General features: G+C 30.4%; 14 protein-coding genes, 1 rRNA gene and 1 other annotated feature. Of the genes, 11 read left to right on the top strand and 4 right to left on the bottom strand.

Going from position 1 to position 15593, the window contains the following annotated elements; translation table 11 throughout:
• Nucleotides 1-157: 157 nt before the first annotated feature.
• The 7 genes from LL038_RS06590 to LL038_RS06560 all read left to right on the top strand — a co-directional run bounded on the left by LL038_RS06590 (nucleotide 158) and on the right by LL038_RS06560 (nucleotide 6922).
• A complete protein-coding gene (locus tag LL038_RS06590; protein WP_216126088.1) occupies nucleotides 158-550 on the top strand; it encodes a bacteriohemerythrin in 393 nt (130 codons plus the stop codon).
• Nucleotides 551-719: 169 nt separating this feature from the next.
• The gene (htpG, locus tag LL038_RS06585) at nucleotides 720-2600 is read left to right on the top strand and encodes a molecular chaperone HtpG (protein ID WP_216126085.1); all 1881 of its coding nucleotides are present in this window, start codon (nucleotides 720-722) and stop codon (nucleotides 2598-2600) included.
• Nucleotides 2601-2739: 139 nt separating this feature from the next.
• Complete coding sequence (locus LL038_RS06580) at nucleotides 2740-3522, top strand: Cof-type HAD-IIB family hydrolase (protein WP_216126185.1); 783 nt, start codon at nucleotides 2740-2742, stop codon at nucleotides 3520-3522.
• A 79-nt stretch (nucleotides 3523-3601) separates the two neighbouring features.
• Complete coding sequence (locus tag LL038_RS06575; protein WP_216126083.1) at nucleotides 3602-3889, top strand: putative quinol monooxygenase; 288 nt, start codon at nucleotides 3602-3604, stop codon at nucleotides 3887-3889.
• Nucleotides 3890-3906: 17 nt separating this feature from the next.
• Nucleotides 3907-4671: a type I 3-dehydroquinate dehydratase gene (gene aroD, locus LL038_RS06570; RefSeq protein ID WP_216126082.1), complete on the top strand. Its 765-nt coding sequence runs from the start codon at nucleotides 3907-3909 to the stop codon at nucleotides 4669-4671.
• A 256-nt stretch (nucleotides 4672-4927) separates the two neighbouring features.
• Complete coding sequence (locus tag LL038_RS06565; protein ID WP_216126081.1) at nucleotides 4928-6703, top strand: methyl-accepting chemotaxis protein; 1776 nt, start codon at nucleotides 4928-4930, stop codon at nucleotides 6701-6703.
• An 84-nt stretch (nucleotides 6704-6787) separates the two neighbouring features.
• Complete coding sequence (locus LL038_RS06560; RefSeq protein WP_257786571.1) at nucleotides 6788-6922, top strand: hypothetical protein; 135 nt, start codon at nucleotides 6788-6790, stop codon at nucleotides 6920-6922.
• Nucleotides 6923-6959: 37 nt separating this feature from the next.
• Here the strand turns inward: LL038_RS06560 and hydE are convergent, their stop codons facing one another.
• Entirely contained in the window at nucleotides 6960-8003 is a 1044-nt protein-coding gene (gene hydE / locus LL038_RS06555) for a [FeFe] hydrogenase H-cluster radical SAM maturase HydE (RefSeq protein ID WP_216126080.1), read from the bottom strand.
• 310 nt (nucleotides 8004-8313) lie between these two features.
• On the opposite strand from hydE, the gene LL038_RS06550 reads away from it, so the two are divergent.
• From LL038_RS06550 to LL038_RS06540, 3 genes are all read left to right on the top strand, one after another.
• Entirely contained in the window at nucleotides 8314-8544 is a 231-nt protein-coding gene (locus tag LL038_RS06550; RefSeq protein ID WP_216126079.1) for a glutaredoxin family protein, read from the top strand.
• 340 nt (nucleotides 8545-8884) lie between these two features.
• A 16S ribosomal RNA gene (locus LL038_RS06545) occupies nucleotides 8885-10398 on the top strand.
• 301 nt (nucleotides 10399-10699) lie between these two features.
• Nucleotides 10700-10855 carry a hypothetical protein gene (locus LL038_RS06540; protein ID WP_216126076.1) on the top strand — a complete coding sequence of 52 codons (156 nt, stop codon included), beginning with the start codon at nucleotides 10700-10702 and terminating at the stop codon, nucleotides 10853-10855.
• A gap of 73 nt (nucleotides 10856-10928) precedes the next feature.
• On the opposite strand, the gene LL038_RS06535 is transcribed toward LL038_RS06540, so the two are convergent.
• A complete protein-coding gene (locus tag LL038_RS06535) occupies nucleotides 10929-11441 on the bottom strand; it encodes a tryptophan transporter (RefSeq protein WP_171298901.1) in 513 nt (170 codons plus the stop codon).
• A 133-nt stretch (nucleotides 11442-11574) separates the two neighbouring features.
• Nucleotides 11575-11821 (bottom strand) — a binding site (T-box leader).
• A gap of 143 nt (nucleotides 11822-11964) precedes the next feature.
• Between LL038_RS06535 and LL038_RS06530 the strand changes: the two genes are divergently transcribed.
• A complete protein-coding gene (locus LL038_RS06530) occupies nucleotides 11965-12657 on the top strand; it encodes a DUF554 domain-containing protein (protein WP_216126074.1) in 693 nt (230 codons plus the stop codon).
• Between the two features lie 57 nt (nucleotides 12658-12714).
• Here the strand turns inward: LL038_RS06530 and uvsE are convergent, their stop codons facing one another.
• A complete protein-coding gene (gene uvsE, locus LL038_RS06525; protein ID WP_071612792.1) occupies nucleotides 12715-13677 on the bottom strand; it encodes a UV DNA damage repair endonuclease UvsE in 963 nt (320 codons plus the stop codon).
• A 467-nt stretch (nucleotides 13678-14144) separates the two neighbouring features.
• Complete coding sequence (locus tag LL038_RS06520) at nucleotides 14145-15470, bottom strand: sensor histidine kinase (protein WP_253200339.1); 1326 nt, start codon at nucleotides 15468-15470, stop codon at nucleotides 14145-14147.
• Between the last annotated feature and the right edge of the window lie 123 nt (nucleotides 15471-15593).

Genomic DNA, 15593 nt, shown 5'->3' with positions numbered 1-15593 from the left:
TGAGGTAATGTAGGATAAGAAAATAATGGTATGTAAATAGAATATTAGGTAAATTATTCTTGTAAAATAAATTAAAACAAAGTAATATAGATATATGAATTTAATTTTAGTGCGAAAGACAAGCTGTAATATCAAAATTTGAGGGGGAAATTAATTAATGTTTGAAATGAAGGAAAAATACATGACAAAAATTCCTAAAATTAATGTGGAGCATGAAAAACTGTTTGAAATAGGAGAAAGAGCTTATCAATTACTAATAGATAAATATGATACAGATAAATATGATAAAATAGTAGCGGTAATTGAAGAATTAAAAGCATATACAATATATCATTTTAATGCTGAGGAAGAGTATATGATTAGCATAAATTATAAAAGATTATTTACACAAAAAATAGACCATGCATTTTTCATCAAAAAAATAGATGAGGTTAATTTAAATGATATTGATAATAATCAAGATGAAGCTATAATGAAAATACTAACTTTTTTAAATGAATGGTTAATTAACCATATAGTTGAGAAAGACTTACTAATACCAGCAGAGTAAAATCATGTTGGTATTAGATTCACCGCTTTAAATTATAAAAAAGTATAGAGTGAAACATTGACAAATCATAAAAAAAGGTGTATTTTAGAACTATCCTTAGCACTCAGAAGCATAGAGTGCTAACAAAATGTAAAATTAAAAAGATTTGGTATGAAAGGGGAAATTTTAAATGGAAAAAAAGCAATTTAAAACAGAATCTAAGAGAATTCTAGATATGATGGTAAACTCAATATATACTCATAGAGATATATTTTTAAGAGAACTTGTATCTAATGCTAGTGATGCTATTGATAAAATTTATTATAAGACGTTAGCGGATGATACATTAACTTTTGAGAAAGATAAATATTACATTACTATAGCGAGTGAAAAAGAAAATAGAGTAGTAAAAATTTCTGACACTGGTATTGGAATGACTGAAAAAGAACTAACTGATAATCTAGGTGTTATAGCTAAAAGTGGATCTTTAGCATTTAAAAAAGAAAATGAAATAAAAGATGGTTATGATATAATTGGACAATTTGGTGTTGGATTTTATTCCGCATTTATGGTAGCTGATAATATTACTGTTATAAGTAAAGCTTTTGGTAGCGATAAAGCTTATAAGTGGGAATCTACAGGTGCAGATGGGTATACTATAGAACCTTGCGATAAAGATTCTGTTGGTACAGAAATTACACTTAAAATAAAAGAGAACACAGAAGATGATAATTTTGATGAATTTCTTGATGAAAATGGATTGAAATCTATCATAAAGAAATATTCAGATTTCATTAGGTACCCAATTAAAATGAATGTAAGTAATTCAAAACTTAAAGAAGGTAGTGAAACAGAATACGAAGATTTTGTTGAAGAAAAGACTGTAAACAGTATGGTTCCTTTATGGAGAAAAAATAAAAGCGAATTAACTGATGAAGATTATAATAACTTTTATGCTGAAAAGCATTATGGTTTTGATAAACCACTAACTCACATTCATATAAGTGTTGATGGTGTTATAAGTTATAATTCTATTTTATATATTCCAGAAAAAACACCATATGATTTCTACACAAAAGAATATGAAAAAGGCCTAGAGCTTTACTCAAACGGTGTCTTAATTATGAACAAGTGTGCAGACTTATTGCCTGACTATTTTAGTTTTGTAAAAGGGATAGTAGATTCAGAGGACTTATCACTTAACATATCAAGAGAAGTATTACAACATGATAGACAACTTCAATTAATAGCTAAAAACATTAAAAGTAAAATAAAAAGTGAGTTAGATACTTTACTTAAAAATGAAAGAGAAAAATATGAAATATTTTATAAATCATTCGGAAGACAATTAAAGTATGGTATTTACTCCGATTATGGTAGTAATAAAGACACTTTGCAAGATTTGTTACTGTTTTATTCATCAAAAGAGAAAAAGAATGTTACTTTAGATGAATATGTTTCTAGAATGCCAGAAGATCAAAAATATATTTATTATGCTTCAGGTGAAACGAACGATAGGATTGAGAAATTACCACAAATAGAAATGGTATCAGATAAAGGATTCGAAATTTTATACTTCACAGATGAGGTAGATGAGTTTGCTGTTAAAATGATATCTAAATACAAAGAAAAAGAATTTAAATCAGTATCAAGTGGTGATTTAGGAATAGAGGTTGAAGAAAAGGAAAAACCATCTGTTGCTGATGATAAGGAAAATAAAGAGTTGTTTGAATATATGAAAACTACTTTGTCTGGTAAGGTTAAGGATGTTCGTGCATCAAAAAGACTTAAAAATTACCCAGTGTGTTTATCAAACGATGGTGAACTCACAATAGAAATGGAGAAAACATTAAATTCTATGCCTAACAATGAAAATGTTAAAGCAGACAAGGTACTTGAAATAAATATAAATAATGATATGTTTAAAGTACTTAAAGGTTGCTTTGACACTGACAAAGATAAATTAGATCTATATACTAATATATTGTATAATCAAGCTCTACTAATTGAGGGATTACCAATTAGTGATCCAGTAGAATTTACAAACAATATATGCAAAGTAATGGTATAACTCAGGTATATTTTAATGAAAATTGAAACAAATTTATGGGCAATAAATGAATATTAATTCATTTATAGCTCATTTTTACTAGTAAATAAAATTTGTTCTTAAATTTGCTTATTTAACATTATAAGGGAGGGAAATACTTATTATAAAACTCATTGCAACTGATATGGATGGTACATTATTAAATGATAAAGGGAATATAGATGAAAAAATATTTGATTTGATACGTGATTTAAAAAAGAAGGATATACAATTTGCAGCAGCAAGTGGTAGATTTTATTCACAACTGAGCATAAATTTTAAAAAGGTAAATACAGATATGATATTTATTGCTCATAATGGGGCTCTTGTTAAGTATAATAACAAAGGAAAGACCATATATTCAAGTAATATTGCTAAAGAAGAAATAGAGCACGTAATAAATTTAAATCCAAAGCTCGGAGAAGAAGTATTTTTAGCTGGAGAAAATGAGGCATTTGTAGTAAATCCATCAGAAGTTATTTTTAACGAACTTACAGCAGTTGATGTTCCTGTGGTAAAACTAGAATCATTTAGTAAATTAAAAAGTCCCATATATAAGATTACTTATTATATGGCAGATGGAGTAAATTTGTCTATAGTAAATCTTCTAAAAGAAAAATTGCATGAGAAACTTGAATTTGTTGTATCTGGGGATAAGTGGATAGATATAATGAATAAAGGTATAAGTAAAGGAAGCGCTATAAAAATACTTCAAGAAAAATTTGAAATAGATCAAAAAAACACAATGGTTTTTGGTGATTACTATAATGATTTGGCTATGTTTAAAGCTGCTCATTACAGTTATGCAATGAAAAACGCACCTGAAGATGTAAAAAAGCATGCGAACTTTATTGCAGAAAGTAATAATGACCATGGAGTTTATAATGTTATAGCATCTTTGTAGAAACGGTAAAAAAGAGGACAAGTAGTATAATTCTGTAATATAAAAGTTTATTAAATAAATTATAAAAAGGAGAAATTATATGATTACTATAGTTGCAAAAAATTCAATAAAGCAGGGAAAAACAGAGGAATTTAAAAATTTAGCAGAAAAACTTATTAATGAAAGCAGAAAAGAAAAAGGAAATGTATCTTATACTTTATATCAAGATGCTAATGATAACAATATATTTACATTCATTGAAGAGTGGGAAAATGAGGATATAATTAAGAGTCATAACGCATCAACACATTTTACTTCTATTGTACCTAAATTTGCAGATTTAATAGAAAAAAAATCAGAGATTAATTTATATAAAAAAATAAAATAAATAATAAGGGTGCTCAAATGAAAAAAATAGTTAAGCTTAAAAAAGTTACAATTGGTGAGGGGCTACCTAAAATTTGTATTCCAATGGTAGGAGAAACTATTTCAGAACTTTTAGGGGAAGCAGAAATTTTAAAAGATATCGATTTTGATGTGTTAGAATGGCGTGTAGATTTTTTTAAAGACGTTGCCAATATAGATAATGTAAAAAAAGCATTACAGGGCATTCGAGCAGTACTAGGTGAAAAACCAATTATATTTACTTTTCGCACAGCTAAAGAGGGTGGCCAGAAAGAAGTTACTACAGAATTTTATTTCGCTTTAAATAAAGCAATTGTCACGTCAAAACTTGTTGAAGTTATAGATGTTGAGTTATTAAGTGATGAGAAAGATGTATTAGAATTAGTAAATATAGCTCATAAAAACGGCATATTTGTTATTATATCTAATCATGATTTTGAAAAAACACCAGAAAAAGAGGAAATTATATCAAGGTTATGTAAGGCCCAAGAATTAGGTGGAGATATTCCTAAAATTGCAGTAATGCCTACTTGCGCCGCGGATGTGATTACGCTTTTAGATGCAACTCGTATTATGAATGAAAAATATGCAAATGGCCCAATTATATCAATATCAATGGCACAAAAAGGGATTATTAGTAGATTATCAGGTGAATTATTTGGTTCAGCGTTAACATTTGCTGCTGCTAAGAAAAGTTCTGCACCTGGTCAAATTACTGCTTTAGAGCTACGTAAAATCATAACGTTACTACATAAGAAAATATAAGAAAATAAAAGAAAATAAAAAGGGAAAGAGCTACTTAATTTAAGTAGTTCTTTCCCTTTTTATTGTATCAGTTACTAACCATTAAAAATGTTGAAGCTATTTTAATGTAATTTATTATTAGATTATTTTTTTTTGAATATGATATCGATATAAATATAATATCTATTAAGATTTGCAGAAAAAACACGATAAATAGTGTAAACGTTGTTATTATAAAATAATCACCATAATTATTATAAAGAATGGAGTGAATATAATGAAAAAAATAAGTACTAAGATAATTGCGCTAAATGTTTCAGTTGTATTATTAACTGCACTTTTAATTGGAGGATTTGCGACGTACAGAATGTCAGTCTTGAGTAAAAACACTATATCGACAATAGACACTACAGTTAGGAAAGATTATGATGAAAAAATTAAATATCAAGTTGAAAATGTAATAACAATGCTAGGAGGCATTGATAAAAAATATCAATCCGGAGAAATAAGTTTGATAGAAGCTAAAAAACTCGGCGCAGATTTAATACGTGAGATGAAATATGGCGATGGAGGTTATTTTTGGGTAGATACAGTTGATGGAGACAATATTGTGCTTCTTGGTGGTGCATCAGAAGGTAAAAACAGATATGATTTAAAGGATGTAAAAGGTAAAAGCATAATTAAAGAAATTATTGCAAATGGTTTAAAAGAGAACGGTGGATATACAGATTATTGGTTTGCTAAAAAAGGGGAAAAAGTTGCAGCTCCAAAGAGAAGCTATAGTAAGGCTTTTAAAGACTTTAATTGGGTTATAGGTACAGGAAACTATGTTGATGACATTGACAAATTTGTTGGGACTGAAAAGGCTATTCTACTCAAAGCTTTTATAAATAGTGTAACTAATTTTATTATTTTAGCAGTTGCTGTTATTGGATTATCAATATTTATATCCTTTTATTTTAGTAAGAAAATATCAAATCCTATTTTAAAGATAAGTAAGCTTGTGGATAAAACAGCGAAACTTGATTTATCGTATGATAAAAATTTTGAATTAATTTTAAAATATAAAGATGAAACAGGGATTATTGCAAAATCTGTCATTGATTTACGAAGTGCACTAAGAGAAATAATTGTTGATTTAAAAGAAAATTCCATAGAGGTTCTTCAATATTCAAAAACTATGGCACTGGTTACTAATGAGACTGTTCAATCTATAGAAGCTGTATCTGTGGCAATTGAGGAATTAGCAAAAGGAGCTACAAACCAAGTGCAAGATGCGCAAAGTGGTGCAAATGAACTTACAAGTCTTACACTCGAAATTAGTACTGCTGTAAATAGTTCAGGGTTATTAAAAGATTATTCTAACGAAACTAAGTTAGTTAATGCACAAGGTCTTAGCTCTATGAAGTTACTTACTGAAAAATTCAAGGAAAGTAGCAATTCAAATGAAGAAGTCGTAGAAAATATATCTACACTTCAAAATAAATCAAACTCTATCGGAAAAATTATAAATACTATAAAAGAGGTAGCAGAACAAACAAATCTTTTGGCATTAAATGCTGCAATTGAAGCCGCTAGAGCTGGTGAAGCTGGAAAAGGATTTGCAGTAGTAGCTGATGAAGTAAGAAAACTAGCAGAAAAGACTGAAGAAGCCACAAGTGAAATTACAAATATGATCGGTGAAATTCAAGGAGAAATCAGTAATGTAACAATGAATATAAATAAGGGAGTAAATATTAATAAAGAGGCAAATTTATCGATGGATTTATCACAAAAATCATTTAATATCATAGAAAAATCTATTATTAATATGATTACTCAAATAGATACTTTGGTTTCAAATATTAACAAGGTAGATAAAAATAAAGATAAGGTATTGTTATCTATAGAAGGAATGTCTGCAGTGTCTGAAGAATCTGCAGCTTCAACCCAGGAGATATCTGCATCTATGGAAGAGCAAACAAGTGCTATGGAGGATATATCAAATACTGCTGATAACTTTGAGAAGATTGTAGCTAAGTTAGATGAAATAGTACAGAAATTCATACTGTAATATGGATAAATTTAAAATAGCAGAAGTTGCGAATAAACATTAACTTTCTGGCTTAATCTACTAATAGAAAGGGGGGAGTTTTTAATGCCCAATAAAGCTACAAAAATGAATATACAGCATGATCTAAATAAGAAACATAATAAACCGGGAATTAAGGATGCTCAAGGTGAAGCAGTTAATAATAAACCAATTAAAGAAGCAAAACATACTTTTCGTTAAGAAAAGAGCCTATAGGGCTCTTTTTTATGTTATAAAATCATTTGTTGTTTTTATTTCCTCGAAATCCATAATTAGTCGAAACGGTTCTTCCAATACTGTTAATTTTACCGGTTATGCATCCCCTACAATGAGAGGGAGTATCTCCAGTACAAATTTTACCAGGGTATAGTGCATAATATTTTCTGTATTCACCTTCTGTAACATTAGGCATAACTACATTAGCACCACTTTGAAGTGCCATCAGCCTTCCATTTTTATTTAAAGACTCCATAGCAGTTGTTGCAGGTATGTTAATATCTGGTAGAAGCAAACGTGTTATAGCCATAACTTTAAGGGCCATAATTAGCTCACGACCATGGCAATTTGCAAGTGGTGTATCTTCATTAGGAATGAAAGGACCTATTCCTAACATGTCAGCATTAATTTCTTTGAAAAACAATATGTCATCCGCATATGATTCTATGGTTTGATTTGGGAGACCAACCATAACGCCTGTACCTACTTCATAACCTAATTTTTTTAGGTTCTTTAAACAATTAAGTCTGTACTCGTGACTCATGCCAGGATCTAGCTCTTCATAAAGTTTCTTATCAGTTGTCTCAATTCTTAAAAGATATCTATCAGCACCAGCATCTTTAAAGGCTTTATACTCATCATAAGTTTTTTCGCCTAGACTTAAAGTTAAAGCTAAACCTAAAGCCTTGATATCTTTTATTATTTTGATGATTTTGTTCACGGTATAATAATCATCTTCTCCACCTTGAAGTACAATTGTTTTATAGCCAAAAGATTTAGCCTTAGTTGCAAAGTCTAAAATTTGTTCATGTGTTAATCTATATTTAACTAAATTTTTATTATCTCGCCTGAGTCCACAGTAAAGGCAGTTGTTCTTGCATATATTGGTAAATTCAATAAGCCCACGAAGATGAACATCGTCACTCACATATTTTTTTCGAACTTCGTCTGCCGCATTAAACAATTCTTGGTTCATATCATTGTTTTTTAAAATATCAATGATTTCTAGTTTACTTAAGTTATGTTCAATTTTAGCTCTATTTATTATTTCCAATAAATTAATCATTAGTTGCTACCTCCTAATATTTATGCTTAACCTCTTTAAAGTACAAAACAATTATAAAGTATTTTGTCACTAACGTATAGTGTTAAGACTATCATAATATTATATAAAATATATGTAAATATAAAATAAAGAAAATATTTTAATAAATTAGCAATTTAGAGGAATACTAGTTAAATAATTCTTCAAAATTCGAAGTAATAATATTAGACAAGAATAATATTGACTTAACTTGCGAAAAATGATAATATGAAATTAGATTTAATTGTATACAATTAAATTGGAAATAATAAAACTTAAGGGGAGATTATACATGAACAAAGTTGAAATTTATACAAGTAATAGTTGCGGATTTTGTCATTTAGCTAAGGAATTTTTCGAAGAAAATAACATTGAATATACAGAGCATAATATTTCTGAAAATTTAGAAGCAAAAAAAGCGCTTATAAAAAAAGGATATAGATCAGTACCAGTAATAGATATTAATGGACAAGAAATGATTGGATTTGATAAGGAAAAAGTGGTTGCTATATTAGGACTTTAAAAACAATAAATATATGGCATAAAAAGAAGCTAGTAATAGCTCCTTTTTATTGTCTAAATATAATTTAGTGTTAGAAACAAAAAAGTATTGACATGAATAAAGTTAGCTGATATACTTTAGAAAGTAGTCACATAGTGACGAATATATATAGTTTTTATCGGTCTTTGAAAATTAAACAGAAAAATAGGTAAAGAAATAAAATAATATTTTATTTTAACCAGTCAATTACTTTAATAAAAGTAATATTTTAGTCGTAAGACTAAAAAGTATGTAATGAGCTTGCGTACCAACTTAACAGTTGGCGCAGATTAATTATTTCAACTAAAAAAGTGTAAACTTTTAAATTGAGAGTTTGATCCTGGCTCAGGACGAACGCTGGCGGCGTGCCTAACACATGCAAGTCGAGCGATGCGATCCTTCGGGATCAATTAGCGGCGGACGGGTGAGTAACACGTGGGTAACCTGCCTCAAAGAGGGGAATAGCCTCCCGAAAGGGAGATTAATACCGCATAATATGTTTTGATCGCATGATCTTAACATCAAAGGAATTTTTCGGAATTTCACTTTGAGATGGACCCGCGGCGCATTAGCTAGTTGGTGAGGTAAAGGCCCACCAAGGCAACGATGCGTAGCCGACCTGAGAGGGTGATCGGCCACATTGGAACTGAGACACGGTCCAGACTCCTACGGGAGGCAGCAGTGGGGAATATTGCGCAATGGGGGAAACCCTGACGCAGCAACGCCGCGTGAATGATGAAGGCCTTCGGGTTGTAAAGTTCTGTCTTCTGGGACGATAATGACGGTACCAGAGGAGGAAGCCACGGCTAACTACGTGCCAGCAGCCGCGGTAATACGTAGGTGGCAAGCGTTGTCCGGATTTACTGGGCGTAAAGGATGCGTAGGCGGACATTTAAGTCAGATGTGAAATACCCGAGCTTAACTTGGGTGCTGCATTTGAAACTGGGTGTCTAGAGTGCAGGAGAGGTAAGTGGAATTCCTAGTGTAGCGGTGAAATGCGTAGAGATTAGGAAGAACACCAGTGGCGAAGGCGACTTACTGGACTGTAACTGACGCTGAGGCATGAAAGCGTGGGGAGCAAACAGGATTAGATACCCTGGTAGTCCACGCCGTAAACGATGAATACTAGGTGTCGGGGGTCGAACCTCGGTGCCGCCGTTAACACATTAAGTATTCCGCCTGGGGAGTACGATCGCAAGATTAAAACTCAAAGGAATTGACGGGGGCCCGCACAAGCAGCGGAGCATGTGGTTTAATTCGAAGCAACGCGAAGAACCTTACCTAGACTTGACATCCCTTGCATAACTCAGAGATGAGTGAAGTCCTTCGGGACAAGGTGACAGGTGGTGCATGGTTGTCGTCAGCTCGTGTCGTGAGATGTTGGGTTAAGTCCCGCAACGAGCGCAACCCTTATCATTAGTTGCTACCATTAAGTTGAGCACTCTAGTGAGACTGCCCGGGTTAACCGGGAGGAAGGTGGGGATGACGTCAAATCATCATGCCCCTTATGTCTAGGGCTACACACGTGCTACAATGGTGAGTACAAAGAGATGCAAGACCGCAAGGTGGAGCCAAACTCAAAAACTCATCCCAGTTCGGATTGTAGGCTGCAACTCGCCTACATGAAGCCGGAGTTGCTAGTAATCGCGAATCAGCATGTCGCGGTGAATACGTTCCCGGGCCTTGTACACACCGCCCGTCACACCATGAGAGTTGGTAACACCCGAAGTCCGTGAGGTAACCGTAAGGAGCCAGCGGCCGAAGGTGGGATCGATGATTGGGGTGAAGTCGTAACAAGGTAGCCGTAGGAGAACCTGCGGCTGGATCACCTCCTTTCTAGGGAGTAGATATAGAGACTTCGGTCTTTATAATAGAAGAATTTAATTATTCTTCAAAATATCTATTGTAATTACTCGTTCCTATTTTTCTGTTTAATTTTGAGAGACTAATAATAAAAAATATAATGAGCAATCATAATCACGTTTAGTGTTTATAATTGCTCATTTTTTTTTGAGTAAAATTATAATTATTTTTTTGAAAATGATTTGAGGATATATATTTTTAGTTTTTGCAAATACTATATGCAAGAGATACAATAAATATTTTGTATCCAAAATAGGTAAGAGGAGATGTTATTTTGGAGAATGATAATAATAAAAAAGTAAGTAAAGAAAAACAATATGTTGAGAAGAAAAATGGAGATACGAAAACTTTTATAAGTGAAGTTCAGGAATTTAACAAACCAGAAGATTATGATGAAGCATTTAAGGAGTATTATCCTGAACAAAGCTAGATTGGTTAATTAAAGAGTCAAGCTCTATAATAGAGCTTGACTCTTTAATATTTTTATAGCATATTTTTTAGAGTTAAAAATTTATAAATTTACTTTTTAATGCTGGGTTTGTTGCAATAAGTTTATGAATAGAAAATCCGACAAAACAATTAAATACAGACGTAGGAAGTACTATTGATACAAAGAGTGCTAAAAAGGGTGCAGGTAACCCAAATAGAAAGAGAGCTGAGCTTAAAAAAATACTACCACTTACTATAGTTCCAAGAAAATAAATACTTGATAATTTAAGCGATGAATTAGATTTTAGGCTTTTATATATAAAATATACAATTATTGAAGTAATTGTTTTATCTATAATGCTAGGAAGTTGCCCGCCTGGGAAAGTGGTGGTTAAAGCGCATAAAACACCGGCAACTATCCCTGTTATTAACGCAATTTTAAAATCTTTTGTAATTGTTATGGATAAAATCATAAATACCAATAATAAATCTGGTTTCATACCTAAAAATATACCTGGTGTAATTTGATGCAATATAAGACCTATTGCCAGTAATAGAGAGGTTATTATTATTTTATTTGTTTTCATAAAAAGCATCCCCTTTTCAAAATAATTAAGATTTATTTGTTTTAATATTATTTCAGAAGCTAGTATCTTTCAGCACATCAAATTGATCACCACCTTTATATTAATTATTAAAATAAAAAAAACCTCCGCCCTATATTAGGGCGAAGGATATTCGCTATACCACCTAAATTATGCTGAAAAATAAGCATATTTTATATTTCGAGTACTAAAATACTCTAGCCCTTTTAACAGTGGGCATCCGGTAACTACTACACTCAGAATTTGAGTTCGGGTTACTTCTAGCAGGTCCATTCACTAAAGTTATCAATACTGAGATTACACTATCCTCAGCTCTCTGAAATTGCATTACTTTAATTACTCTTCCTGTTCAGTGAATTTATAATATAATTAATAACTTTACTTTGACAAGTCATTAAATTCTATAAGATTACAAAAATTATAACATTTAAATTAGTAATTGTAAATATATTTTTTTAAGTTTATAATAACTGTAAATGTAGTAAAAATAAGGAGGCGAATAATTATGTTAGGCACAATTGTAAATTCATTATCAATAATAATTGGCGGATTTATAGGTTCATCATTTAAAAATAAAATTTCTGATACATATACTGAAACAATTATGAAAGGTCTAGGGTTATGTGTAATACTTATTGGATTAAAAGGTGCATTACAGGTAAATAACATATTATTACTAATCATTAGTGTAACGCTTGGAACTCTTATTGGTGAAATAATAAAAATTGAGAAAGGTATTGAAAACATTGGAGCTTTACTGGAAAGTAAAGTATCAAGTCAGAGTGGAATAGCAAATGGCTTTGTAACAGCAAGTTTGGTATTTTGCGTAGGTGCAATGTCTATAATGGGCTCACTTGAGAGTGGTCTTTCTAAAAATTATAATATACTTTATGCTAAATCTTTGTTAGATGGTATATTTGCAATTATTTTTTCATCAACATTAGGTGTTGGAGTATGTTTTTCTGCGATTTCAGTATTTGTATATCAGGGGATTATAACTTTAACAGCTTCTCTTATGAAACAATTTTTAATAACATCTGTTGTAAATGAAATGTCTGCTGTTGGGGGATTATTAATTGTAGCAATCGGTGCAAATATGCTTGATATTAAAAGAATAAAAGTTGGTAACATGCTTCCAGCAATATTTATTCCTCTTTTATATTATATATTTAAATGCATTATAAGTAGTTTTACATAAAAGAAAAGAGTTTAGCAATGGAAATATTGCTAAACTCTTCTCTTTTGTAGCAGTGTTTTATTGAAATTCTATAGTAGTTTTATCAAGCCAAGTCCATTCTGGTTTAAATACTTTTACATCTTCTAGAAGTTGGAAGAAAGCCACATCGGCTAATTTTGCTTCTATTAGTACATCAAAATCTATTCCTAAAGGAATGCATTTCTCAATAAATTCAATGAATGATGCTGCATCAAGGTTATCAGCGTGTTTTTTATCTTTTTCTCCAGTTTTTGGACTAGAAAAATGTACCTTAGGTGGTAAAGGTTGACCTTCCCAAGTGGCGAATATATCTTTTAACATAGGTTCTAGGTCGTCACCGCCATTGTTACAGTTGTGATGATGTACATCTAGTACCATAGGTGCCTTTATTTCTTGGCAGATATTTAATACTTCTTTTGTAGTAAAACTTTTGTCATCATTTTCAAATATTAGCATATCTGTTATTTCTTTTGGTAAGTTATTAAAATTCTTAAAGAATCTTTCTGTAGCAGCAAGTTTTCCGCCTTCCTTACCTCCAATATGTAATACCATTTTTCCTAAAGGATAATTAATATCTTTAAAAAGATTTGCATGAAACTGTAAACTTTTTATAGTGCTTTTTATTACTTCTTCCTTAGAACTGTTTATAACATTAGATTCATCTGGATGAGTATCTACCCTTAAATTATTATTGTTAATATAATTTCCGAGCCATTCAAAATCCATTTTTAAAATTCTTCTAAACTCCCAATTAGTAACTTCTGGATGTATTGCTAAAGGTATTAAAGCAGAAGTTATTCTATAAAAGTGGACATCATTTTTTACAGTGTATTCCAGAATTTTATGCAAATCATTAACATTTGAAACTGCTACCTTTTGTAGCTTTTCAAGCTTATCCCTATCAGTCGATTGTTTTGTATATGTAGAAAAAGTTACAGTGCTTGCGGAAGTTATTTTAGCTGATTTTAATGCTGTAGCCACATATCCTAATCTTATTTGCATAATATCACTCCTCATATAATATAGTTATACCGTTGAATAAAAATTAAAATATTTCTAATAACTAATATTCATCAATACATTTAAATTGTAGTACTATCATATCAAAATCTATTCTATAAATTAAAATATACTTTAATTTGTATAATCTTATGGCTATCATATTATCTATAATAAAGTTAATTTACAAATATTGTATGTTAAATATTGAGTAAAGGTCAGAAAACTTACTGGCGAGATAGTTTCCTATTAATCTCCATAATGTAAAAACAAATACAATATTTTAAATGATTCTTAAGAATACTTTATTAAATAAATATAATATCTAAATAGATTTAAGAACGAACCCAAATTTAATCATATCACATAACTATAGTGTATGTAAAACAATATACACATAATTGAATAAATATTTGCATAGTGGGGGAGGTTTATTGAAGAAAAGTTAAAAAAATCTTAAAGTATGAATATTATTTATTTTCCATTGGAAGCCCAATAGTTATTTTTGTGCCCATTTCAAGTTCGCTTTCTACTAGAATTGATCCATTATGTTTGCCTATGATCCATTTTGAGATAGATAGACCAAGGCCTGTTCCACCACTTTCTTTTGCTCTTGATTTATCACACCTATAAAATCTAGTGAAAATATGGGGAAGATCGTTTTTCGCGATACCAATGCCTGTATCTATAATTTCAATTGTTAAATTACTATTTTTGATATAACTATTTAATTTAATAGTTCCGCCAATGGGGGTATACTTAATACTATTGTCAATGAAAATTCGTAATGCTTGTTTTAATAAATTTTTATCTGCATAAATAGATAACTCTTCATTAATGTCACTTGAAATTTCATGATTTGCGTCAATTAGTTTAGTCTCCTTGATGATTTCATTTATTAATTCATTTATACAAAAATTTTCCTTATATACTTTTTGTGTTTTCTTATCACTTCTTGCAAGGAAAAGAAGCTTTTCTACTAGTTGCTGCATATTGTAGGACTCACTTTTAATAGCTGTAATTGATTCGTCGAGTACTGCTTTGTCATCTTTTCCCCAACGGTATAACATATTAGCATAACCTTGTATAACTGCAATAGGTGTTCTAAGTTCGTGAGATGCATCTGATACGAATTGATTTTGCATTTCATAGGAATTTTGAATCCGATTTAGCATCTCATTAAAAGTTTCTGCTAGTTGCTTTAATTCATCGTGAGAAGTACTAACATTTAGCCTTTTTTCCAAAGCATTAATTGAAATAGCCCTTGTTGCTTTTGTCATATTTTTTATAGGTAAAAGCATTTTTTTACTAGCTCTAGAACCAAAACCTAATGTAATAATTAAAGAAAATACATTTACAACAAAAATAATTGCTGCGAAAATAGCCAAATATTCATTTTCTTTATTTAAAGTTTTAGAAGTTTGAATGAAAAAGATTTTATTATTAAGTTTAAGTTTAGTGGTAACAAAAATAAGTTCTTGGTTTAGGTCAGTGATTACTGGGCTAGCTTTGGTATCCTTATGGAAAGATATATCCTTTTTATCGTTTTGACTGGAATAAACAAGATTTTCATTCTCATCAAATACATTCAAGGTAACATATTCTATATTAGCAAAAGCACTATAATTAAAACTTTGAAGACCTTTGTCTGATTTTGCATAATTAATAGCTACTGTGCTATATTTAGTAAGGTCGCTTTTTGCTTCATTAATTAAAAAAAACCTAAATCCAATAATTAAACTAACACTTAATATAAATAGTGTACTAGAAAAAATGAAAGTATACACTGCAGTCATCTTAAAACTAATTGAAAACCTTAGTCTCTTATGAATTGTGTAAACTAATTTTCTTAATAATTTTGGTGTAAAGTTTAATATTATTACGAGCATTCTTAAGAGTAATCTGAAGCATTTTATTAT

Source organism: Clostridium estertheticum (genome assembly GCF_026650985.1).
GTDB classification, from domain to species: Bacteria; Bacillota; Clostridia; order Clostridiales; family Clostridiaceae; genus Clostridium_AD; species Clostridium_AD estertheticum_C.
Note: the sequence above shows the minus strand (reverse complement) of the source record. Positions and strands in the feature narration are given on the sequence as shown.